This window comes from Thiomicrospira aerophila AL3, from assembly GCF_000227665.2.
In the GTDB taxonomy this organism is placed as follows: Bacteria; Pseudomonadota; Gammaproteobacteria; order Thiomicrospirales; family Thiomicrospiraceae; genus Thiomicrospira; species Thiomicrospira aerophila.
Window position 1 is genome coordinate 1,805,035 of record NZ_CP007030.1, and the last position, 22,118, is coordinate 1,827,152.

The window sequence follows — 22,118 nt, forward strand, 5'->3', positions numbered from 1 at the left end:
TCTAGCTCAAACAAGCCGCAACAATCCGACGCAACCAAATCAGCTCGCCATGAAAATAATGACTCGCTGGCTCACGCCAATAAACATCAGGGCGTAAGCTTAATCCACGCATCCAATTGGCCACCTTATGCGGCGGCACCACCTCATCCTGACCACCTTGAATGACACTCCAACGCGCCTCAGTCGGCAGCGTCAACTGATCAAACGCATACAAATTTACCGGCGGTGCCACGGTAATTAAATAACGCGCTTGCAAGGCATCAGCTTGTGCGAGCGCAATATAACTACCAAACGAAAAACCGCCCAGCGCCAAAGGCAAGTCACCATACAAACCCTGCGCCCAGGTGACGACAGCGGCTAAATCGGCCTGCTCGCCAAGCCCTTCATCATAAACGCCCTCACTGCGCCCCACGCCCCGAAAATTAAACGCCAAGGTTTGCCAGCCGGCGTCTAAAAAACTTTTCTCTAGCGTGGTGACCACTTTATTATTCATACTGCCTTCATAAAGTGGGTGAGGATGCAGCAGCACGGCGAGGCCACGCGGGCGCAGCCCCGGTTTCACTGGCCGCACTCGGCACTCCAATAATCCCGCCTGCCCTGGTACAAATAACGCCTGTGGTCGCTTAAACTGCGTCATAATCATTAAACCTAACTTGAAACTTACCTTATTAATTCATTTACTCTTTGGAGCTGCCATGACCCGTCGTATTGTCATTGATGACGCCCTCCCCCTTGCAACTGAGATGTTTAGTCACCTCGGTGACATTATATTACTCCCCGGCCGCGCTATTTATGCCCAGGCTGTTGCCGACGCTGATGCACTGGTGGTACGTTCGCGCACCCAAGTCAACGAAGCGCTACTGGCCAATAGTCGCGTTAAATTTGTTGGCAGCAGCGTAGTCGGCTTAGATCACGTTGACCAGGCCTGGTTAGCGCAACAGGGGATCCATTTTTATTCCGCACAAGGCTGTAATGCGAACTCAGTGAGTGAGTATATTATCACGCTGCTGGTCGAGCAGGCCTGCTTGCGCCAACAAGACTTTCACCAGCTCACAGTGGGTGTAGTAGGTGTCGGCCATGTCGGCCAAAAGGTGGTGGCCAAAGCACAGGCGCTAGGATTTAACCTCTTGCTCAATGATCCGCCACGTCAAGATCAAGGCGATGCCTGTCCCGCTGGCGATTGGCAAGCCTTGGACGACCTATTGCATCAAGCCGACATCATTACCCTGCATACCCCGCTGACCGGTGAGGGCGCCCACCCCAGTGCCAATCTGATTCACGCTAAGCGCTTGGCTAAACTGCGCGCAGACCAAGTGCTGATTAACGCGGCGCGCGGCGGCATTGTTGATGAGCAGGCCTGGTGCCAAAGCGCGATGACCACAAAACTAATCGATTGCTGGCAAGACGAGCCTAACATAAACGCAAACCTCTTCAACCAAGCCACGATGGCCACGCCTCACATTGCCGGACATAGCTATGAAGCCAAGCTAGCTGGCGGTTTATGGGCCTATCAACAGCTATGCCAATTTTGGCAAGAGCCTGAGCAACACCACTGGCAGCAGTCCTGCCCCAGCACACCGGCACCGCTACAATTCAATAGCGAATTAACGCATTGGCCGGCCATCTTGCTGGACCTGCTCCATCAAGCCTATAACCCCCACCACGATCATCAACGTTTGCGGGCTAAAACCATCGAACAGGTTCGGCAACAATTTGAAACACAACGTCGTGATTACCCAATTCGTCGTGAATGGACCCAACACCGCATCGCCAAGTTTGCACAAAAAGAATGGAATCAAGCCTTGCAATCACTTGGTTTTCAGCTATATTAGCAGCGGCTAATATTAGAAAATTAAAAAATTCTAATAAAATTTTATTATTAGACACCAAAAATTTTCGTTTTCTCTTTTATTCGTAACAGGAGTAGTCTTAATCCCGATCAAAACGAATATTGATTGCGAATTCGCTTAACACCGAAACCTCGTTATAACCATACAAAGGATAGTAACAATGAACATGACAGTATTAAAAGTAGGCTTTTTAGCCGGTTTAATTGCGCTACTTTCTGGCTGCGGCACCATGAAAGCCGCCAACAATCTTGAAGAAGGGGCCTGGGGCACCTTTAATGAAATCTGGGATCGCTGGGTAGAAAGCGAAGGTGATATTGGTTATGCGGTAGTATGGCACCGTGAAGCCGCAGAAGGCGTTGAACTACAGGATATTTTAGACGCGCTAGACAACGTGGCGATGAACACGCCCGGCTTAATGGATGTGGGCCAATTACCCCTCTCTCGTGAATTAAACGGTCGTGGCATTGAATCTGACATTATCCATGTGGTGTCTTACTGCAACCCAGAAACCGCCCGTAAAATGATCGACTTTAGCCCAGCGATGGGTGCATTCCTACCTTGCCGTATTACCATTGTTGAACATGATGGTGGCCTACATTTATATACTATGAACATGGATATGATGATCAAGATGGGTAAAAAGATGCCGCCTGAGTTAAAGGAGCTAACCATGGCTGTGCGTGAAGCAATGTGGCAAATGATGGAAAAAGGCGCAACTGGCGACGTATTCTAATCATTACCCTTGCTTCTCCTCCCCTTGCCGACCATGTGTCGGCTTTTTTATCTCTGGGTAAATTATTTATTTTTTATTAGCACAATTTATACACCAATAAAAATTATTTTTTAATAATTTTATTTTATTATCAACTGCTTATCTACTATCAACTTCTTCTATCCCCCATAAAAATTTATCAATTATCTTTTTTATTCTTTTTGTCGCATAGTTGAAAACACCCTGAGTTTGTGTAGTTTTTGCACCGATTCAAATCACAAAAAACATTTCTATAACAGAAAGGATACGACAGTATGAAACCCACTCGTTTAGCTTTAGCCATCGCCACCGCCGCCATGGTCTCGCAACCTGTTTTAGCCACTAACGGCGATCATTTAATTGGTTTAGGTGCACAATCTCGCGCCATGGGCGGCACCGGTGCCGCGGCATTTTTTGGTTCAGAAAACGCGCTGACCAACCCCGCCTTGATTGGTAAGATGCAGGGCACGGAGTTTGTAATTGGTGGTACGGTGTTTATGCCAAGCGTGAAGGCAAAAACTGATGTAGCCAGCATGCCAGGCCAATCAGTAAGCCAAACAAGTGATGCAGACTTAAGCGTAATTCCCGAAGTATCCCTTGCAACGCGGATTAATGACAACTGGGTGTTTGGTCTAGGCATTTTCGGCACCGCAGGCATGGGGGTAGATTATCGGGATAATGGAGGGGCTCCAGATGGTACCGGTCTTTTCAACGGCTACAGTAACCTACAGTTAATGAAATTTGCCCCGACCCTAGCCTATAATGACAGCAACTGGGGTATCGGCTTTGCTCCGGTGATTCAGTATGGTGCGTTGGATATTAATTACAAACAGTTTATACCTAATGATCCAGCGGATCCATCTGCTGGCGGTGATTTACTAAATATCGGCAACGGCATGTCACAGGACTATGGCTTTGGCTTTAATGTCGGTGGTTATTTCGATGTCACCCCAGAACTGACCCTTGGTTTAGCCTATCAATCAGCCATTAACATGAAGTACAAAGATCAAATTACCACTGCTGCTGAAGGTTTCATGTTACCTGACTTTGGCGTCAACCTCGGAGATGAGCTAGAACAACCCTCCGAAATCAAAGTCGGTGCCGCTTATACCATGGGTAACATGATGTACACCGCTGACTATAAACGTATTGGTTGGGGCTCGGCGAAAGGCTATAAAGATTTCAACTGGGAAGACCAAGATGTGTTTGCGATTGGCGCCAAATACACCGCCAATAAATACTGGTTAGGCGTGGGTTACAACTATGGCAGCGACCCAATCAAGAAAAAATCAGGCAATGACTATGCAAGCCAAGCCATAAACTTGCTCAACAACCATTTCTTCCCCGCAGTCGTAGAAAGTCACTTTACCTTTGGTGGTGGTTATAGCTTCACCGAGAACTTAACCGTTGAAGGCGCGGTGACCTATGCCGCGGAAAAAACCAAAACAGTTGATACTGGTTTAATTAGTGGTGGCACCCCAGGTGACACCTCCCACAAAGTTACCCACTCTCAATTGGGTTACACCCTTGCATTGCGGATGAACTTCTAACCAACCGCTTCTCCCACCCTGGTTAGCCTGCTAACCAGGCCTGCCCCGGCGCCGCTTGCTCCCCCAAGCCCCGGGGCTTTTTTTAACAAATTTTTTACACCTTGCACCTTTTCAGCACCGCTAAACTTGGGCATACTAGCGAAAAATTTAACCGCACACGTTTATCAGCATAGTAAGGGGATTGTATGGCAAAGGTTTTAATTGCAGGCTGTGGTGATATTGGCAGCCGCTTAGGCAGCCAACTTAGCGATGCCGGCCACCAGGTTTATGGCATTCGTCGCAACACCGACCTGTTACCTGAGGGTATTCACCCCATTGCCGCTGACCTGCACCAGGACAACCTAGACCTACCCAACGATTTAGACTATGTGTTCTACATGGCCTCCGCGGGTAAATACAATGACTTTGCCTACTATCAAGCCTATGTTGCCGGCATGAAAAACCTACTTAACGCCCTAGCGGGTCAACCGATTAAACGCTTGTTTTTTACCTCTAGCACCTCGGTATTTAGTCAATCTGAAGGCGAATGGGTCACCGAAGACAGTCCTGCGGAAGAACACAACTTTTCTAGCAAACGCATTTTAGAAGGCGAACAGTTGGCCTTAAACGCCGACTTCCCTGCCACCGTGGTGCGCTTTGGCGGTATTTATGGCCCCGGCCGCACTCATATTATTGACCAGGTGCTAAAAGGCAAGGCCCAGTGCATGGAAGATGTCTATAGCAACCGAATTCATACCGATGATTGCGTCGGGGTGTTAAGCCATTTAATGAACCTAGCCACCCCAGACACCTTATATATTGCCGTGGATAACCAACCGACATTATCGTGCGAAGTCTATGAGTGGTTGGCCGAACAGCTAAGTGTGGGCACCATTGAGCATGCAGAGCCCACTGAAAACAGCCGCCTTATGCGCAGTAATAAACGTTTAAGTAATGCCCGTTTGCGTGCCACAGGTTATGAATTTATTTATCCGACCTATCAAGAAGGTTATGCCAGTCTTATTTAGTTTAAGTTCTAGTTTTAACTTTAGAGTCAGATTGCCTATCGTGACATTTGCGTATTCTCGTTTATAATGGCGAACATGAAATTATCTCCGACTGACTATACCGAATTCGCCCAGATCCCGATGCGCTCGGTGGGCCCGCTCAAGCTCACTGGCACGGTTAATGCTGATGACATTATGGTGCCGATGGCGACCTATGAAACCCCACTTTGGCCATCGGTGGCACGCGGTGCGCGGGCGACGGCTCATGCTGGCGGCATTCAGGTCACCGTCATTAACGAGCGCATGACCCGCTCATTGTTGTTACAAGCGCCTGATGCTACACACGCCTTAACTGTGTTGCGCCAAGTGCAACTGCGCCAAGCCGACCTACAGCAGGTGGTCGCCCAAACCAGTCGCTTTGCCAAACTGCTCGATATTAACGGTGAGATTATTGGCAATCTATTGTATCTACGTTTAGAGTTCAGCACCGGCGATGCGTCCGGTCATAATATGGTCACCCAAGCGGCCGACCAGCTCACACCTTGGTTATTAAACCAATACCCACAGCTTAGTTATGTGTCGATTTCGGGCAACTACTGCACCGATAAAAAAGTCTCGGCGGTCAATGGCATTTTAGGTCGCGGTAAACATATCGTCTGCGAAACCTGGCTGAGCGACAAACTCTGCCAACGCTTTTTAAAAACCACTCCCGCCAAACTGGTCGATTTGCATATTAAAAAAGACCTACTCGGCTCCATTGCCGCTGGCAGCCTGCGCAGTGCTAATGCCCATGTCGCCAATATGCTGCTCGGCTTTTATTTAGCGACCGGTCAAGATGCCGCCAATATTGTCGAAGGTTCGCAAGCCATTAACCATGCCGAAGTAACGCCTGATGGCGGGTTATATTTTTCAACCAGCCTACCTAATCTAATTGTCGGCAGTGTCGGCAATGGCAAAGGCCTAGATTTTGTCCAACGCAATCTCGCCCAGCTGGGCTGCACCGCCACAGATGTCGAACCGGGCGTGAATGCGCGTCGTTTAGCGGCGATTGCCGGAGCCACGGCACTTTGTGGCGAACTTTCGCTATTAGCCGCGCAAACCAATCCAGGCGAGCTGATGGCGGCCCACCTCAAGTTCGAGCGCTAAGTGAGCGAATTTAACGCCATCAATCAGCGCAAACAAGATCACATTAATGCGATCTTGTCAGACCAAGCAATAGACCGCCAACAAAGCGGCTTTGATCATATCCAGCTGCGCCATTGCGCCCTTCCCGAATTGGATTTTGCGCAGCTTGACAGTCAATGCACCTTGTTTGACCACACCCTTGCTTTCCCGTTACTTATTTCATCAATGACCGGTGGCTCAGGCGCGCAGCTGGAAAAAATTAATCGTCACTTGGCCGAGGCCGCCGCGGATCAACAGATTGCACTGGCCGTCGGTTCGCAGCGGGTGATGATGGCTAACAGCGACGCGCAACGCAGCTTTGCAATTCGCCGCTATGCGCCTAATGTGCCATTATTGGCTAATTTAGGCGCGGTCCAACTTAACTATGGTTTTGGTCTGGATGAAGCGAAACGCGCGGTGGATTGTTTAGAGGCCAACGCGCTTATTTTGCATCTGAATCCGCTGCAAGAACTGATTCAACCAGAAGGTGACCGCAACTTTGCCGGCCTATGCGCCAAAATAGAACAACTCGCCCGCGAGCTGCCGGTGCCGATTATTTTAAAAGAAGTCGGTTGCGGCTTGTCTGCCGCGGACATTCAACGCGGCCTTAACGCTGGTATTGGTTGGTTTGATCTTGCTGGTCGTGGCGGTACCTCTTGGAGTCGCATTGAAGCGCATCGTGCAAGCAAATCCCAGCAACAAGCCTTGGGGCTACTATTTCAGGACTGGGGCTATACCACACCTCAAGCGCTGCAAAATGCGCGGCCTTTTCAAGATCAGGCTCGCTTTATTGCCAGTGGCGGAATCCGTAATGGCATTGACATGGTGAAATCAGTTATAATGGGCGGCTATGTCTGTGGGGTGGCCGCGCCGTTTTTACAACCGGCCTTACAAAGCACCGACGCCGTGGTTCAAACAATTACTGAATTTAAACAAGCATTTCAGGTTGCGCAATTTTTAGTCGGCGCCGCAACGACAACAGACCTTTTTTTAAACGATGCCCTCTTGGTGCAGCCTTAACATGGAAGCTTAGACGACGCATGAATGTCGGTATTGATCTAATCCACTTTGCCACCGCCGATTTTTATCTCGGGCTGGACGTCTTTGCGCAACAAAAAAACCAAGACTTAAATAAATACCATGTGGGCATTGGCCAAGAAAAAATGTCGATTGCGCCGCCCGATGAAGATGTGGTCACCCTCGCCGCCAAAGCCTGCGACCCCGTATTAGCCGCCAGCGACCCCAGCCTAATCACAGCAGTCTTTTTTGCCACCGAATCCGGTGTCGATCAATCTAAATCAGCCGGTGCTTTTTTACATGGCCTACTTGGGCTGCCTAACCGTTGCCGCGTAATGGAATTTAAACACGCTTGTTATGCCGGTGCCGCCGCGTTACAAATGGCAGTGAACAGTGTGCGCGCCAATCCTAATGAACGCATTTTGGTCGTTGCCGCCGACATTGCACGCTATGATGTGGACACCTCCGGCGAGGCCACCCAAGGTTGTGGCGCGGTGGCCATGCTAGTGACCGCCAATCCGCGCATTATGGCGATTGAACCTGGTTCAGGTTATTACACTGAAGATGTCATGGATTTTTGGCGCCCCAATCACCGCGATACCGCGCTAGTTGATGGTAAGTACTCAACCAAAGTTTACCTGCATAGCTTGAAGCAGGCCTGGTCACACTTTCAAGATGCGACCGGACGTGGCTTTGCCGATATTCAGCATTTCTGCTATCACATTCCGTTTACTAAAATGGCCGAAAAAGCCCATAAGCAGCTGGTTAAACTCGCGGGGGTGGCGCAGGATGACGCCCAAACCCAAACACAGATTCAACCCAGCCAAATCTATAATCGGGTGATCGGCAATAGTTACAGTGCCTCGCTGTTTGTCGGTTTTTGTTCACTGTTAGATTATTACGCGCAAAAATCGACTGATTTAAGTGGTGATCGCGTCGGGCTATTTAGCTATGGTTCAGGTTGTGTTGCTGAATTTTTTAGCGGCGTATTGCAAACCGGCTACCAAGCGCATTTATTCACCAAAAGCCATTTAGCGCAAATAGCGCAACGCAAGGCGTTAAGCTATGCTGATTATTTGGCCTATTATCAACAGCCTCAGCCGAATGAGGCGAATATCACTTTTGATGTCTATCATGCTGGCCCCTATCGCCTCGCGGGCATTCAAGACCACAAACGCTACTATCTCAAAACCGAGGCCTAGGATGCGGGAGCAACTGCACGCGCAGGCTCCCGCCAAGCTCATTTTAAGTGGTGAGCATGCGGTACTCTATGGCTGCCCTGCCTTAGCCACGAGCATTGATTTACCCACGCAGGTCACTTTAACCCTTGATTCAACTCAACCAGCCGGTTTAACACTGGATTTAATCGACTTTACCCGTCACTATTCATTTAGCTGGCATGACGTGTTGGCACGCGGTGCGATTTTGCAGCAGCGTTACCGCGCCTTTCAACAAGGCCAGCTGACGATTGACCAACTACTTACTCGCCCGAGTGATCTGGTGATATTAGTCTTAAGCCATGGCGCTATTTCACCTCTGATTCAGCAGCAGGCCTGCTCAATTCAAATCCGTTCCCAGGCCTGGTTAGGCCGCGGTTTGGGCAGTTCAGCGGCTTGTTTGCTGGCACTTTTGGCCGTCTGGCGTAATGCACAGCGACCCAATGTAAGCGATGATCTCACTTTAGCCGTGCTGATTGAGCAGGCGCAACACCTCGAAAATTGGCAACATGGTCGCTCCAGTGGCCTTGATCCCAGTATTATTGCATTGGGCGGCGCTGGCCGATTTGAACGCGCAACCGGACTCACGGCCCTGCCATCCTGGCCCTTGTCAGCCTGGTTAATTGATACCGGTGCGCCACACAGTAGCACCGGTGAATGTGTCAGTGATGTGGCACGACGCTATGATACGCAAGCGGCTATTTGGCCTGAATTTAAGCAGGTCACAGAACTAATGCAGCAGGCCTGGTTAGCCCAAGATCTAAACGCACTAAAACTGCAACTTAATCACAATCACCAACTGCTTAGACAACTCGGCGTCGTACCTAGCGCACTCGATGCACCGATTGCACAGCTGCAACAGCTTGGCGGCGTGAAACTCTGCGGCGCCGGCAGTATTGCAGGCGATGCCGGTGGGGTATTGCTTTATCTGGGTGACACGCCACCGGATGCGATTTGCCAAACACAAGGCTGGCGCGCACAACCCATTCAATTAGGCTCAGCTGGGCTAACCTGGACTAAGTTGGCCGCAAACGGAGCGATCAAATGACGCCATTCCCCTTGTGGCAAAGTCGTGCACCGGCCAATACCATGATCATGGGCGAACACGCAGTGGTCTATGGTCAACCTGCATTAGTAGCCGCCCTGGATCAATGGCTGACGATTGACTGGACACCACTGGATTCGACCGACCTGGTTATTAATAGTGAACTGGCGCAACATACAACTTCCCTAGCGCAGCTTGAAATCCATCCGCAATTGGGCTTTGTGGGTGATGCGCTGCTCGCCTTTGCGCCGGCGCTGCGGGACGCACAGCAGGGCTGGCAATTAAGCATAACCAGTCATATTGGCACCCAATTTGGGTTAGGCAGCTCGGCCGCCGTGCTGGCGGCCTGTTTAGTGGGCTTAAATACCCTCACCGCCAGCCAGTACAGTCTGCTTGAACTTTGGCAGCTGGGTCGCAGGATTATTCGCCAACGTCAAGGGCGCGGCTCTGCTGCGGATCTCGCGGCGAGTATTCACGGCGGTTTGGTTTATCTGCAACCAGAGCGCCCAGAGCAACCGACCCCGCAAATCACTCCGCTCGCGCCTGCACATTATGCGCTTTTGCAACTTGGGCTAGTCTATGCCGGCTATAAAACGCCTACGGCGGAGGTACTGGCTTGGGTTGCCCAGCATTGGCAGCATCGACCCGTTGAGCGTGACCAGCTCTACCAGCAGATGGGACAGGTTACCCATCAGGCTTATCAGGCCATAACGCAGCAGGCCTGGTCAGACTTTTATGCCAGCGTAAATCACTATCAAGATTGCATGGTTCAGCTTGGCGTGAATGATAAGACGCTTGACCAACTGATTAGCCTGGTCAGCCAACTCCCCAACATGGGCGCTGCGAAAATTTCTGGCTCAGGGCTAGGCGATTGTATTATTGCCTTTAGCCATCATCCCGGCGCGGTACAACATGGCTTACAAGATGCGTCCTTGCAGGCCTGGTCACATTTTTGTTTGCCCATCACCGTGCAAGGTGCCAGCATGACACCGCTAGCGCAATTAACAGACCCTTCAGACTCACCCTCTTCACACAGCGAGGACCGCCGTCATGCCCACGCCTAACCCACGTCAAGTTGCTTTTGTACAAGCTGTCCTCGCAACAGGTAAGCAGGCCTGCTCGTCAGCTAGCACCATAAAATTAGAGGGCAAAGGTCACGCGCCGGTCAATATTGCGCTCAGTAAATATTGGGGCAAACGGGATACGATTTTAAATCTGCCGCAAAATGGTTCGGTATCAATCAGCCTACCCGGCTTAGGCACCGACACGACCCTGCGCCCGCTTGCATCCGATTCGAGCCAACAAGTGACTGCACAAGATCGTATCAGCTTAAATGGCCAGCAGCTCGATGCGCACCAGCCGTTTGCGCACCGCTTGAGCCAGTTTTTGGATTTATTTCGCACCGCTGAGGTGCCTTTTTTTGAAGTGATTACGCACAACACCGTGCCAACCGCCGCCGGTTTAGCCTCATCAGCATCGGGCTACGCCGCATTGGTATTAGCGCTGGATGATTTATTTAACTGGCAACTTCCCGCCACGCAGTTGTCTTTGCTAGCGCGTTTGGGCAGTGGCAGCGCCAGCCGCTCATTGTTCCCTGGCTTTGCAATTTGGCATGCGGGACAAAGTGAGCAGGGTTTAGACAGTTTTGCCGAAGCCTTAGATGCACCTTGGCCGGACTTTTGTGTCGGGCTGGTTGAAATTGATGTCGCTGAAAAGCCGGTCGGCTCCACCGCAGGTATGCAACAAACCACGGCAGCTTGTGCCCTCTATAGTGCTTGGCCAGCGCAAGCAGAGCGCGACAAAGCAGTGATTATTAACGCTATTCAACAACAGGATTTTAGCCAACTAGGCGCAACAGCCGAGCACAACGCGCTCAGTATGCATGCCACGATGATTGCCAGCTGGCCGCCGTTGCTCTATTGGCAAGCCGAATCGGTGATCGCTATGCAAAAGGTCTGGGCATTACGCCAACAAGGTGTGGAGGTGTATTTTACGATGGATGCCGGACCGAATTTAAAACTGCTGTTTTTAGCGGCACAAAAAAAAGCGGTCAGTGCCGCTTTTTCGGGTCTTAAGGTGATTGAACCTTTTGCTAAGCCTGATACGCAAGCGGCCAGCTAAGACTAGCTAGCCACAGCCTATTTAATCCGGCGTAAGCCAGGTTTTTTAGCCGTCGGCTTAGCAGACTTGCCCGACTTAGGCGCTGATGCATCCGCGCCTTCGTCAGCCATTGCCGTTTCAGGATAAGGCTCAGGCGGTAACGGCATACCCTGACCATTTTCACGCGCAAAGATCGCCAATACCGCTTGCGGTGGCACAGCCAAACGCTGTTCAACGCCGGAAAAACGGGCGCGAAAAGTAAACAGCGCGTTATCCATATCCAAACCCTGTACCGCGGATGGCGCAAGATTAAGCACAATCACACCATCTTGCACATGCTGTTGCGGCACCAGCACACCTGGATAATTCGCATCGACTTGGATATGCGGCGTCCAATCGTTGTCAACAATCCACTGGTAAATCGCGCGAATTAAATAAGGACGATTCGAAATCATCATCTCTCCTTAAACGGCTTAGGCATCATTCATATCAAGCTCGTCATCAGACAAGCTTTCGTTAAACATTTCACGTTCCATCAAACGATTTGAATAGTCGGTGATGGCTTTCGCTGATTTAGGTAAATCAATGCCCAATGACGGTAAACGCCATAGCAATACCGCTAAACTGGCATCGACTAAGGTATAGTCATCACTCATAAAGAACGGACGATGCGCAAAGACCGGAATCATTTGAATCAAACGCTCGGTTAGATCACGACGCGCAACCTTAACCGCATCCGCGTTTTCATTACGTACAATGGTTTCAACTAACGGATACCATTCGGTTTCAATTTGACGCAACTGCTGGCGTGAACGCGCTTTTGAAATCGGGTCCACCGACATTAAAGGCGGGTGCGGATAACGCTCGTCTAAATACTCAATAATCACCTGCGCATCATAGAGAATCAGATCACGATCAACGAGGGTTGGCAAAGACGCATAAGGGTTTAACTCAACTAAATCTTCCGGTAGGTTATCTGGATCGACTTCGATCACATCCATGGGGATGTCCTTTTCTTTTGCCACCAAGCGCACACGATGCGAGTTCGGGCTTCGTGGATCAGAAAACAGGGTCATAACGGAACGTTTAGTTAATGGAATATCAGACATGAAGCACTCCTCAGCGCAAAACACAGCTTGGCTGTGATTTCTAGATAAATAAGAGTATTATACACCCTATGTCAAGCCTATCACTTTAACAGCCTAGATTATGTCTGATGATCTCTAATCGCCTCTTCGCTTCTTGGTTACCTCACCATCCGGCTGCCCAATGGAGTAGCGCACTGATTTTGTTAATCAGTGCCTGGCATCTTTGGTTAGCCGGCCAAGTCGGTTTGAGTGTGGACGAAGCCCACTATGGGCTTTATGCGTTGCATCCGGCGCTGAGTTATTTTGATCATCCACCGATGATTGGTTGGTTGCTGATTCCATCGGTCAGCTTGGGTCAAGCTGAGTGGTTATTGCGCTTGCCAGCGATACTCCTTTGGGCGCTCAGTAATGCGGTGCTTTATCATGTTAGCTTGAGGCTGTTCCCGCAGCAGGCCTGGTTAGGGTTTTGGACCTTGTTGCTCGTCAATAGCGCTGTGATGATGCAGCTGTTGGGCTTAGCCCCACTGCCCGAAGCACCACTGATTCTGTTTAGCTTATTAAGCTTGCTGGCGTTACTTAACATACGCGAAAGCAATAGCTGGCAGGCCTGGTTAGGCCTTGGTCTATGCTTAGGCTTGGCGGCGCTGTCAAAATATACCGCGATTACCCTGGTGATCTCACTGCTGTTGATTATGCTAATCGAACGACGCTTTTATTGGCTTAGTCAATTAAAAACCTGGATCGCCGTGTTGGTGACCTTGCTAATGATTAGCCCGATATTGATTTGGAATTATCAACATGAGTGGCTGTCATTTAGCTATCAACTTGACCATGGCACTCGCGATCCAAATTGGCTATTGGGTCGGTTTTTTGCCGGCCAAGCGGCACAACTGGTGGTTTATGGACCGTTATTATTCATCGGTGGACTGTTAAGCGTTCTTTGGCTGTGGCGCTTTTGGCGTGAACCTAATGCCCGCCTAGTGATTATTTTTGCGCTGCCGATCCTACTGCTGTTTGGGTATGGCGGCGGTCATAAAATGACCCTGCCGCACTGGACCGCACTGGCGTGGTTATTTTTAGCCCCACTGTTAATTCATTGGCTTTATGCTAATTGGCAGCGCGCCTGGCTTAAAACCCTAGTGGTCATCCACGCTATTTGGGTGGTAGGGCTGACCTTAGCGCTTAATTTGTTGTTAGTCATGCCGCAACTGGCTAAGGCGCCCAATCATCCGTTACAAGAATTACATGGCTGGCCGGAGGTGGTTGATCGCGCGCAAGCCTGGCAAAGCAAGCTGGCTGATCAGCAACAACCGGTATCCTTGTGGGTCACAAACTGGACCCATGCTAGCCGCCTAGCGTGGTATGCCTACCCCGAGCCGGTATATGTCGATGATCGGCGTATTGATCAATTTGATTTGTGGTTTCCGCTACCCGAAACCCTGCCTGAGCAGGCGCTGTTTATTTGGCCCAACTATGGCGACAAACTGCGCGACCATGCCACGCTGCGCTTTGAACGCTGCCAGTTACTCGAGCGCATAGATTACCCGGACGCAAACCAACCCAGTGTCTACTATCATCTCTATCTCTGCCAACCCAAAGGTTTGTTATAATGCTGAATTTATCATCGCTTATGACATAAAATTAATATAACTTGGCTAATTATCTTAAACTCCTCATTTCCGCTGCCATTCTGGGCTTTCTAATCTACAAGGTCGATTTTGCTGCGGTCACTCACACCATTCTGGGCGCCGACTTGCTTCTGCTTGGACTTGCGCTAGTGTTCTTAATTGCCAGTCAACTGGTCGCAGCCTATCGCTGGAGCCTGATTATGGGCTTGCTTAGCTATAGTCATCCACTGATTTTTTATGTCAAAAGTTATTTTAAAGGCGCGATGTTTAATCAGGTGTTACCCACCAGTATTGGCGGCGATGCCTATCGTGTAGCAGAAGTTAAATCACAAGGTGGTCGGTTGCGCGAAGCCTTCTATGGTGTATTCATCGATCGTATTGTCGGCCTGATAGGGTTGTTACTGATTACCCTTGTCGCCAATATGATTGACCCCAGTTTATTACCCACCCATATTTATTATCTAGTGAATGGTTTAATCCTCGTCGCTTTTGCAGGTTTTTTTGTATTGCTTGCCCTGCATAAACTGCCCCTGCTCGAACGCTGGTCCTTTACCAAACTCTTTTTTGATTTATCTCAGCGCTTTCGGCTGGTATATAAAACCCCTAAACGCATTAGCCAACAACTTGGTTTGTCGGTATTAATTCATCTGTTGGCGATGATTGCTATTTTTGGGATAGGCCACAGTGTTGGGATCAATGAACCCTTGGTGACCTATTTGGTGCTGATTCCACCGGCCATTTTATTAACCGTGTTACCCCTGTCTTTTGCCGGTTGGGGCTTACGTGAAGGGGCGCTCATTTTCTTATTTATGTCGGTGGGGATTGATGCCACCCTCGTGTTAGCCATGTCAATTTTATATGGCATTTTGCTCATTTTTGCTGCACTACCAGGCCTGGTATTTTATGTGCGCAATAAACATAAAATCTTATAGGGAGTCAAATCGTGAAAGTCGATACGATGCGTAAAATAGACTACTACCTGGGCATTCCACTTTGTGTCATAGCCAGTCTATTTACCAAACTACTGGATTGGGTACGCCCGAATGCGGGGAACCCGACTAAAGTATTATTTGTCGAACTTTCTGAAATGGGCAGCACCATTTTGGCCGACCCCGCGATGAAAAAAACGCGCCACGAGCTGGGTGCCGAATTATTTTTTGTTATTTTTAGCAAAAACAAACCCAGCTTGGATCTACTGAACACCATTCCTGAAACGAACATTTTTACCCTGCGTGAAGACAAGCTGAGCCTACTCATTTGGGATAGCCTGCGCTTTATTGCATGGTGTCGGCGCAATAGAATTGATGCCACTGTCGATTTAGAATTGTTTTCACGCGTATCGGCGCTCCTAACCGCAGCCAGCCTCGCGCCACGACGCGTTGGTTTTCATAACTTTCATGGTGAAGGCCTTTATCGTGGCCATTTACTTACCCATAAAGTCAGCTATAACCCACACCTCCACATTGCTAAAAACTTTGTCGCCTTGATCCATGCGTTACCGCTTAATCAAGATGAACAACCCTTCTCTAAAGTGCTCATTGCGGACAGTGCGATTAAACTCGACCAAGTCAGTTTTGATGAGACGCAGCTGGCACCGGTGCGCGATAAAGTTAGTACGTTGTTTCCGAGTTATGCCACTCAGCCCTACAAGTTGGTACTGATCAACCCCAACGCCAGCGAACTCTTGCCGCAACGCCGTTGGCCTAAGGCCAATTTTGAAAGCCTGATGCAGCGCCTGCTCGCCAGCCATGACGATATCCTGATTTTAATCACTGGCGCGCCGGCCGAATTTGATGAAGCGGAAACGCTTAAAGATCAGGTCGGTCACCCACGTTGCATTAACTTTGCCGGCCAGCTTAAATTACAACAAATGCCAATGCTCTACACGCTAAGTGAATTAATGGTGACGAATGATTCCGGTCCGGGGCATTTTTCTGCTATTACCCCACTTAAAACCTTTGTGTTATTTGGCCCAGAAACACCCAAACTCTATGGCTCTTTAGGTAATAGCACGGCTATTTTTGCTGGACTGGCTTGTTCGCCCTGTGTCAGTGCCGCCAATCATCGTAAAACACCCTGTAACAATCCTGTGTGTATGGATGCGATTGATGTAGATTGGGTCTATCGGGAAGTGAACGCGCATTTAGCGCGCTAGTCGAAATTTAGTAGGTTTGTTGAATATAGTGCTTAAACTCAACCACATCTTGATGAAGTTGGGTTAAGCGACTAAGTAGATCTTGCTGCGGGGCATCAAGGCGCTGTTCTGCCAGCACTCCGTGCGCAGAATGCACTTGATCTAAACGGGCTTTGGCACCGGGGATGGTAAACCCCTGATCGTGTAGCAGACTTTTAATCTCTAACAATAGCAATAGATCCGCTTTTTGATAATAGCGGCGACCACGGCGCTTACTCGGCTTAAGCTGCGGAAACGCCTGCTCCCAATAGCGCAGCACATGGGATTTGAGCTGACAAATATCACTGACCTCACCAATGGTGAAGTATTTTTTATCTGGAAGCTCGATATCTATCTGTAACTGCTGGGGATGTTTGTCCATCACTTAGCCTGTGTAGTTATCCACCTGAATACGTAATTTTTGACCAGGCTTAAAGGTGACTACTCGCCTAGCTGAAATCGCGACTTCTTCACCCGTACGTGGATTACGTCCGGGTCGTGATGCCTTATCGCGCAGCTCAAAATTTCCAAACCCAGAAATCTTGACGCACTCACCGCTAATCAATACATCGGTGATTTCATTAAAAAATTGCTCGACCAAATCCTTTGATTCACGCTTATTAAACCCGTACATATCAGCGAGTTTTTCGGCCATATCAGCTTTTGTTAAGGTTCCCATGCTATTCCTTTATCGCAGACTAGCACCGACACGCTGATGCGCTCGGTCTATTACCTGTTGAATCAACTGATCAACCTCATCATCGGTTAAGGTTCTATCATTATGTTGGATTTTTAAACTAATTGCCACACTCTTTTGAGATTCCGCCAATCCAGTTCCTTCATATACATCAAAGACTTGGATTTGCTTAATCAGTGAATTATCTAATGATTTTATCGAAGCTAAGATATTCGCCACAGGACAGGTTTTTTCCACGACAAACGCCAAATCACGCTGCACTTCAGGGAATTTAGAAATACCTGTTACCTGTGGCACTTGTTTGGTTAACAAGCTATCCTGGAAAATCTGAAACATAAATACCGGCCCTTGCACACCAAATGGCTTAAGCCATTGCGGATGCAATTGACCTATTAAACCAATGGTTTGGCCAGCATAGTGAATATGTGCACATTGACCTGGATGGAACTCCGGACTTTGCGCGGGGACAAAACTGACCTGATCATGCAAGTGACTCATGGCTAGTAGGGCTTCCACATCGCCTTTAAGGTCGTAAAAATCGACCTTACGATTGTTTGACTGCCAGCTCACCGGTGCCACTTGGCCATAAATCAGGCCGCCTAACACCGGAACCTGCTGCATTTGACCGTCTTCTAATGAAAAAATAAGACCGGTTTCAAAAATACGCACCCGCGCTTGTTGGCGTTTTTGGTTATAGCTTAGTACGCCAAGCAGGCCTGGAAACAGGGAGGTGCGCATCGTGCTCATGTCTTCCGAGATCGGATTTTTAATTTGCACATAAGGAATCTCAGGGCTTAACTGCTGCACCGCTGACTCTTCAACAAAGCTATAACTAATGACTTCATGATAACCCCGCCCGACCAGTGCCATCCGCAAAGTATGCAACTCTTGTTCAGATTCGGGTAGGGGTTTTAGATTAAGCGGCATCGCAGCTTGATTAACCGCGAGGTTGTTATAACCATAGACGCGCGCAATCTCTTCAATCAAATCAACTTCAATAGTCAAGTCAAAGCGGTAGGTCGGTGGTGTGACTGACCAGGCCTGGTCATTGGCAACGACCTGACACCCCAAGCGCGCCAACAACTGGGTAATAAAGCTATCCTCAATCGCTGTGCCTAATAATTGGGTCACGCGACTTCGACGAAGCATAATAGGCGTCTTAGTCGCCTGACCTGCTTGAATGGACTGCCCCGCAACGACCCATTCGCTCACCCAGCCACCGGCAATAGCCTGCAGCAAATTCAAAGCGCGGGTCAGGGCTTTTGCAGGTAATGCTGGATCGACACCGCGCTCAAAACGATGTGAAGAATCGGTATGCAAACCATATTGACGTGCTTTACCGACTATTGCATCCGGCGTGAAATGGGCACACTCAAAGAATAGACGTTGAGTCTGTTCCGTAACCGAGGAAGCAAGTCCGCCCATAATCCCCGCGAGCGCAAGCGGACCTTGATCATCGGCAATCACCAGCGTATTGGCTGAAAGTTGTAGCGTTTTTTCATCGAGGGTCACCAACTGTTCACCGGCTTGAGCATACCGTACCCGCACTGGACCTTGCAGCTTATCAGCATCAAAGGCATGCATAGGCTGACCGAGTTCCAGCATCACATAGTTGGTAATATCAACCAATAAGGAAATCGGTCGCAAACCACTGCGGATCAAACGTTGCGCCATCCAATCTGGGGTGGCAGCCTGGGTGTTATAGTCCGTTACGACACAGCCAAGGTAGGTTAAGCAGGCCTGCTGCTCCTCAATCACCACAGCTTGTGGACAGCTGCCGTTCAAGGTTAGCGGTGACAATTCAAACGGGGTCTTAAATGGCGCATGGCTTACAACCGCTAACTCACGAGCCAAACCTTCAACACTTAAACAGTCGGCACGGTTAGGCGTCAAGTCCACTTCAATCAACTGATCGTCCAAGGCTAGCGCAGAACGAATATCCTCACCCACGGTTAAATCGGCAGCGAGTTCCCACAAACCATCATAATCTTGCTCAAGCCCTAACTCGGTCGCCGAACACAGCATGCCAAAGGACTCAACGCCCCGTAACTTTGCTTTTTTGATTTTAAAGCTGTCTGGCAAAATCGCGCCAACTTTGGCACAAGGAACCTTGATGCCCGGGCGAACGTTAGGCGCACCACACACAATCTGTACTAGCGCGTCATCACCAACATTAACCTGCGCAACGCGCAGTTTTTCAGCATCAGGATGCGCGTCCACGCTGACGACTTCAGCAACCACCACACCACTAAAATCAGGGGCAACTGGCGCGACATCATCCACTTCCAATCCCGCAAGGCTTAGCGCTTCTGATAGCTCGTGTGTTGTCCAGTTAGGGTTACACCAAGTTCTTAACCATTGTTCACTTACTTTCATCTTCTTCTCGTTTTTGCTTGCTGGGACTTATTGAAATTGCTTTAAAAAACGAAGATCGTTTTCAAAGAATTGACGCAGGTCTTTTACACCATAACGCAACATAGCCAAGCGTTCGACCCCCAGTCCAAAGGCTAAGCCGGTGTACTCTTCAGGGTCTATCCCGACATTGCGTAATACATTTGGATGCACCATGCCACAACCTAGCACCTCCACCCAACGACCAGCACCAAACAGCTCAGTGGCGATATCGACCTCTGCTGAAGGCTCTGTAAACGGAAAATAAGACGGACGAAAGCGTGTTTTAAGTTGATCGTCTTCAAAGAAGTGCTGTAAGAATTCGGTCAGCAACTGCATTAGTTGCGCAAAATTAGCATTCTTTTCAACAATCAAGCCTTCAATTTGATGGAACATCGGCGTGTGGGTTTGATCAGAATCACAGCGATAAACTCGCCCTGGCGCAATAATCCGAATGGGCGGTGCCTGATTTTCCATAATCCGAATCTGTACCCCGGAGGTGTGGGTGCGCAGTACGGTGCTTTCATCGATATAAAAGGTGTCGTGCATTGCACGAGCAGGATGGGTTTCAGGGATGTTTAAAGCACCAAAATTATGCCAATCGTCTTCAATTTCTGGTCCAGTCGCGACATCAAAGCCAGCTTTCGCAAACAGCTGCTCAATGCGTCTTAATGTCCGGGTGACCGGATGCAGGCCGCCCAAATCTAAATCACGCCCAGCCAGCGTCACATCAATCGTTTCACGGGCTAAATCTGCGGCCATTTTAGCGGTTTCTAGCGCTTGCTTTTTATCACTAATCAGCTGCTGAATCGCCTGTTTAACATCATTAATTTGCTGGCCCACCAATGGACGTTCTTCAGACGATAACTGACCCAAGGTCTTCATCAGGGCGGTCACTTCGGCTTTTTTACCCAGTAAATCAACACGAAGTTGCTCAACTTCAGCCAGTTGCGTTGCGCGCTCAACAGTATCTTTGGCTTGCGCTAGAATTGCGGTGAGTTTGTCTTGCATGCCATGCTTCCTAAACAAAAAATATTGATGAAATCTTTAGCTTGTCAAACAGCTTAAAAATTTCATCAATCATTTTTTAATCTTAACGATTAAAACTGGAATGACAAAAAAGGGGCTTACGCCCCTTTTCGCATCCGTTGTATTACAACTTAGGCTAGTGCTGCTTTCGCTTTTGCTGCAATAGCAGTAAACGCGGCAGCATCATGAATCGCGATATCAGATAAAACCTTACGGTCAACCATAATACCGGCTTTGCTTAAACCATTAATGAAACGGCTATAGGTCATACCATTAATACGTGCAGCCGCATTGATACGCGCAATCCATAGACGACGGAATTGGCGCTTTCTTTGACGACGGTCACGGTAAGCATATTGGCCTGCCTTGATGACAGCTTGGTTAGCTGTGGTAAATTGCTTGCGACGGGCACCGTAGTAACCTTTCGCAGCCTTCATTACTTTTTTGTGCGCAGCACGGGCGGTAACGCCTCTCTTAACTCTTGCCATGATTTATCTCCTTGACTATAGGTACGGTAACATACGACGAACCATTGCCACATCATGGTCATGGATCATGTTAGGCGCACGCAACTGACGCTTACGCTTAGTTGATTTTTTAGTCAGGATATGACGCAAGTGAGATTGTTTGCACTTGAAACGGCCTGAACCGGTCTTTTTGAAGCGCTTAGCTGCGCCACTATGTGTTTTAATTTTTGGCATTGCAAACTCCGCATTTGGATAGCTTTCACTATCTGCCTTAAACAATGTGATTTGACGCTTACGCGCTAAATCGGTCGGAACAACGAACAGCACTGAGGGAGCTGCACCAGTCGACAGTATTACTACTGAAGCCGATTGTTGTGGCGGTATCTAGTCGAAACTATTTACCTTTTTTTGTTGGCGCGATCATCATTTGCATTTGACGACCTTCCATCTTAGGTTCTTGTTCAACGGTCGCAACCTCTTCAACATCCCCTTTGATACGATCCAACATCTTCATTCCCAGTTCCTTATGAGTGATTTCACGGCCACGGAACCAAATGGTTACCTTGACTCGATCACCCTGCTCAAGAAAACGCATCAGGTTGCGAAGCTTGACCTGATAGTCCCCTTCCTCAGTTCCTGGGCGAAATTTAACTTCTTTGACTTGCACTTGCTTTTGATTTTTCTTGGCATCGTGCTGTTTCTTTTGTTGCTGATAAATGAACTTACCGTAGTCCATTATCCGGCAAACAGGCGGTTCGGCCTTCGCTGCAATTTCAACTAAATCCAATCCCGCTGCTTCAGCCATGGTCAAGGCTTCGGCCGTGGCAACCACACCCACTTGCTCGCCTTCGGCATCGATTAAACGCACTTCTTTGGCAGTAATGGCGTCGTTAATATTGTCTTTCGGTAACTCGGGTTGTTGTGGTCTTGGACGACCTCTTCTTACAGCGATAGCCTTATCCTCC

23 protein-coding genes are annotated in these 22,118 nt (G+C 49.1%); 13 read left to right on the plus strand and 10 right to left on the minus strand.

Going from position 1 to position 22,118, the window contains the following annotated elements:
- Position 1 precedes the first annotated feature (1 nt).
- Positions 2-637 (minus strand): alpha/beta hydrolase, encoded by a 636-nt coding sequence (locus THIAE_RS08815; RefSeq protein ID WP_006460889.1) that lies wholly within the window; start codon positions 635-637, stop codon positions 2-4.
- A gap of 58 nt (positions 638-695) precedes the next feature.
- Between THIAE_RS08815 and THIAE_RS08820 the strand changes: the two genes are divergently transcribed.
- The 10 genes from THIAE_RS08820 (at position 696) to mvaD (ending at position 11,701) form a co-directional block, all read left to right on the plus strand.
- On the plus strand, positions 696-1,832 hold the full coding sequence (locus tag THIAE_RS08820) for a 4-phosphoerythronate dehydrogenase (RefSeq protein ID WP_006460888.1): 1,137 nt from the start codon (positions 696-698) through the stop codon (positions 1,830-1,832).
- A gap of 178 nt (positions 1,833-2,010) precedes the next feature.
- Entirely contained in the window at positions 2,011-2,583 is a 573-nt protein-coding gene (locus tag THIAE_RS08825) for a DUF302 domain-containing protein (RefSeq protein ID WP_006460887.1), read from the plus strand.
- Between the two features lie 293 nt (positions 2,584-2,876).
- Complete coding sequence (locus THIAE_RS08830) at positions 2,877-4,151, plus strand: OmpP1/FadL family transporter (RefSeq protein ID WP_006460886.1); 1,275 nt, start codon at positions 2,877-2,879, stop codon at positions 4,149-4,151.
- A 185-nt stretch (positions 4,152-4,336) separates the two neighbouring features.
- Positions 4,337-5,158: an SDR family oxidoreductase gene (locus THIAE_RS08835; protein ID WP_006460885.1), complete on the plus strand. Its 822-nt coding sequence runs from the start codon at positions 4,337-4,339 to the stop codon at positions 5,156-5,158.
- Positions 5,159-5,224: 66 nt separating this feature from the next.
- Complete coding sequence (locus THIAE_RS08840) at positions 5,225-6,283, plus strand: hydroxymethylglutaryl-CoA reductase (RefSeq protein ID WP_006460884.1); 1,059 nt, start codon at positions 5,225-5,227, stop codon at positions 6,281-6,283.
- Positions 6,284-7,321: a type 2 isopentenyl-diphosphate Delta-isomerase gene (fni, locus tag THIAE_RS08845; protein ID WP_006460883.1), complete on the plus strand. Its 1,038-nt coding sequence runs from the start codon at positions 6,284-6,286 to the stop codon at positions 7,319-7,321.
- 20 nt (positions 7,322-7,341) lie between these two features.
- A complete protein-coding gene (locus THIAE_RS08850; RefSeq protein ID WP_006460882.1) occupies positions 7,342-8,520 on the plus strand; it encodes a hydroxymethylglutaryl-CoA synthase in 1,179 nt (392 codons plus the stop codon).
- 1 nt (position 8,521) lies between these two features.
- Positions 8,522-9,583: a mevalonate kinase family protein gene (locus THIAE_RS08855; RefSeq protein WP_006460881.1), complete on the plus strand. Its 1,062-nt coding sequence runs from the start codon at positions 8,522-8,524 to the stop codon at positions 9,581-9,583.
- The gene (locus THIAE_RS08860) at positions 9,580-10,644 is read left to right on the plus strand and encodes a mevalonate kinase family protein (protein WP_006460880.1); all 1,065 of its coding nucleotides are present in this window, start codon (positions 9,580-9,582) and stop codon (positions 10,642-10,644) included. The genes THIAE_RS08855 and THIAE_RS08860 overlap by 4 nt, the downstream gene beginning before the upstream one ends.
- Positions 10,631-11,701, plus strand: a complete 1,071-nt coding sequence (gene mvaD, locus THIAE_RS08865; protein WP_006460879.1) for a diphosphomevalonate decarboxylase — start codon at positions 10,631-10,633, stop codon at positions 11,699-11,701. Before THIAE_RS08860 ends, mvaD begins: the two co-directional genes overlap by 14 nt.
- Before the next feature lie 17 nt (positions 11,702-11,718).
- Here mvaD and THIAE_RS08870 read toward each other — a convergent pair whose 3' ends face one another.
- Positions 11,719-12,138 carry a ClpXP protease specificity-enhancing factor gene (locus tag THIAE_RS08870; protein ID WP_239232375.1) on the minus strand — a complete coding sequence of 140 codons (420 nt, stop codon included), beginning with the start codon at positions 12,136-12,138 and terminating at the stop codon, positions 11,719-11,721.
- A 15-nt stretch (positions 12,139-12,153) separates the two neighbouring features.
- The gene (locus THIAE_RS08875) at positions 12,154-12,789 is read right to left on the minus strand and encodes a glutathione S-transferase N-terminal domain-containing protein (RefSeq protein ID WP_006460877.1); all 636 of its coding nucleotides are present in this window, start codon (positions 12,787-12,789) and stop codon (positions 12,154-12,156) included.
- A 107-nt stretch (positions 12,790-12,896) separates the two neighbouring features.
- Between THIAE_RS08875 and THIAE_RS08880 the strand changes: the two genes are divergently transcribed.
- The 3 genes from THIAE_RS08880 to THIAE_RS08890 are packed head-to-tail and all read left to right on the plus strand — an operon-like array spanning position 12,897 to position 16,551.
- Complete coding sequence (locus THIAE_RS08880; RefSeq protein WP_006460876.1) at positions 12,897-14,378, plus strand: ArnT family glycosyltransferase; 1,482 nt, start codon at positions 12,897-12,899, stop codon at positions 14,376-14,378.
- Positions 14,379-14,419: 41 nt separating this feature from the next.
- Entirely contained in the window at positions 14,420-15,328 is a 909-nt protein-coding gene (locus THIAE_RS08885; RefSeq protein WP_006460875.1) for a lysylphosphatidylglycerol synthase transmembrane domain-containing protein, read from the plus strand.
- Between the two features lie 11 nt (positions 15,329-15,339).
- The gene (locus tag THIAE_RS08890; protein ID WP_006460874.1) at positions 15,340-16,551 is read left to right on the plus strand and encodes a glycosyltransferase family 9 protein; all 1,212 of its coding nucleotides are present in this window, start codon (positions 15,340-15,342) and stop codon (positions 16,549-16,551) included.
- Between the two features lie 7 nt (positions 16,552-16,558).
- Here the strand turns inward: THIAE_RS08890 and THIAE_RS08895 are convergent, their stop codons facing one another.
- From THIAE_RS08895 to infC, 7 genes are all read right to left on the minus strand, one after another.
- Positions 16,559-16,951 carry a MerR family transcriptional regulator gene (locus tag THIAE_RS08895; protein WP_006460873.1) on the minus strand — a complete coding sequence of 131 codons (393 nt, stop codon included), beginning with the start codon at positions 16,949-16,951 and terminating at the stop codon, positions 16,559-16,561.
- Between the two features lie 3 nt (positions 16,952-16,954).
- Positions 16,955-17,248, minus strand: a complete 294-nt coding sequence (locus THIAE_RS08900) for an integration host factor subunit alpha (RefSeq protein WP_006460872.1) — start codon at positions 17,246-17,248, stop codon at positions 16,955-16,957.
- Positions 17,249-17,257: 9 nt separating this feature from the next.
- Positions 17,258-19,642 (minus strand): phenylalanine--tRNA ligase subunit beta, encoded by a 2,385-nt coding sequence (pheT, locus tag THIAE_RS08905; RefSeq protein WP_006460871.1) that lies wholly within the window; start codon positions 19,640-19,642, stop codon positions 17,258-17,260.
- 27 nt (positions 19,643-19,669) lie between these two features.
- Positions 19,670-20,668: a phenylalanine--tRNA ligase subunit alpha gene (gene pheS / locus THIAE_RS08910; RefSeq protein WP_006460870.1), complete on the minus strand. Its 999-nt coding sequence runs from the start codon at positions 20,666-20,668 to the stop codon at positions 19,670-19,672.
- Between the two features lie 149 nt (positions 20,669-20,817).
- Positions 20,818-21,174: a 50S ribosomal protein L20 gene (gene rplT / locus THIAE_RS08915; protein WP_006460869.1), complete on the minus strand. Its 357-nt coding sequence runs from the start codon at positions 21,172-21,174 to the stop codon at positions 20,818-20,820.
- 15 nt (positions 21,175-21,189) lie between these two features.
- The gene (rpmI, locus tag THIAE_RS08920) at positions 21,190-21,387 is read right to left on the minus strand and encodes a 50S ribosomal protein L35 (protein ID WP_006460868.1); all 198 of its coding nucleotides are present in this window, start codon (positions 21,385-21,387) and stop codon (positions 21,190-21,192) included.
- A 160-nt stretch (positions 21,388-21,547) separates the two neighbouring features.
- On the minus strand, positions 21,548-22,105 hold the full coding sequence (gene infC, locus THIAE_RS08925; protein ID WP_084332775.1) for a translation initiation factor IF-3: 558 nt from the start codon (positions 22,103-22,105) through the stop codon (positions 21,548-21,550).
- Between the last annotated feature and the right edge of the window lie 13 nt (positions 22,106-22,118).

What these genes read in the sequence shown, in the direction of transcription:
- THIAE_RS08825 (WP_006460887.1), top strand. Translation starts at nt 2,011, where the DNA reads ATGAACATGACAGTATTAAAAGTAGGCTTTTTAGCCGGTTTAATTGCG.
- pheS (WP_006460870.1), bottom strand. Translation starts at nt 20,668, where the DNA reads ATGCAAGACAAACTCACCGCAATTCTAGCGCAAGCCAAAGATACTGTT.
- THIAE_RS08815 (WP_006460889.1), bottom strand. Translation starts at nt 637, where the DNA reads ATGACGCAGTTTAAGCGACCACAGGCGTTATTTGTACCAGGGCAGGCG.
- THIAE_RS08830 (WP_006460886.1), top strand. Translation starts at nt 2,877, where the DNA reads ATGAAACCCACTCGTTTAGCTTTAGCCATCGCCACCGCCGCCATGGTC.
- THIAE_RS08840 (WP_006460884.1), top strand. Translation starts at nt 5,225, where the DNA reads ATGGCGAACATGAAATTATCTCCGACTGACTATACCGAATTCGCCCAG.
- THIAE_RS08820 (WP_006460888.1), top strand. Translation starts at nt 696, where the DNA reads ATGACCCGTCGTATTGTCATTGATGACGCCCTCCCCCTTGCAACTGAG.
- mvaD (WP_006460879.1), top strand. Translation starts at nt 10,631, where the DNA reads ATGCCCACGCCTAACCCACGTCAAGTTGCTTTTGTACAAGCTGTCCTC.
- THIAE_RS08855 (WP_006460881.1), top strand. Translation starts at nt 8,522, where the DNA reads ATGCGGGAGCAACTGCACGCGCAGGCTCCCGCCAAGCTCATTTTAAGT.
- THIAE_RS08870 (WP_239232375.1), bottom strand. Translation starts at nt 12,138, where the DNA reads ATGATGATTTCGAATCGTCCTTATTTAATTCGCGCGATTTACCAGTGG.
- THIAE_RS08900 (WP_006460872.1), bottom strand. Translation starts at nt 17,248, where the DNA reads ATGGGAACCTTAACAAAAGCTGATATGGCCGAAAAACTCGCTGATATG.
- THIAE_RS08850 (WP_006460882.1), top strand. Translation starts at nt 7,342, where the DNA reads ATGAATGTCGGTATTGATCTAATCCACTTTGCCACCGCCGATTTTTAT.
- THIAE_RS08895 (WP_006460873.1), bottom strand. Translation starts at nt 16,951, where the DNA reads ATGGACAAACATCCCCAGCAGTTACAGATAGATATCGAGCTTCCAGAT.
- THIAE_RS08835 (WP_006460885.1), top strand. Translation starts at nt 4,337, where the DNA reads ATGGCAAAGGTTTTAATTGCAGGCTGTGGTGATATTGGCAGCCGCTTA.
- pheT (WP_006460871.1), bottom strand. Translation starts at nt 19,642, where the DNA reads ATGAAAGTAAGTGAACAATGGTTAAGAACTTGGTGTAACCCTAACTGG.
- THIAE_RS08860 (WP_006460880.1), top strand. Translation starts at nt 9,580, where the DNA reads ATGACGCCATTCCCCTTGTGGCAAAGTCGTGCACCGGCCAATACCATG.
- rpmI (WP_006460868.1), bottom strand. Translation starts at nt 21,387, where the DNA reads ATGCCAAAAATTAAAACACATAGTGGCGCAGCTAAGCGCTTCAAAAAG.
- rplT (WP_006460869.1), bottom strand. Translation starts at nt 21,174, where the DNA reads ATGGCAAGAGTTAAGAGAGGCGTTACCGCCCGTGCTGCGCACAAAAAA.
- THIAE_RS08875 (WP_006460877.1), bottom strand. Translation starts at nt 12,789, where the DNA reads ATGTCTGATATTCCATTAACTAAACGTTCCGTTATGACCCTGTTTTCT.
- THIAE_RS08880 (WP_006460876.1), top strand. Translation starts at nt 12,897, where the DNA reads ATGATCTCTAATCGCCTCTTCGCTTCTTGGTTACCTCACCATCCGGCT.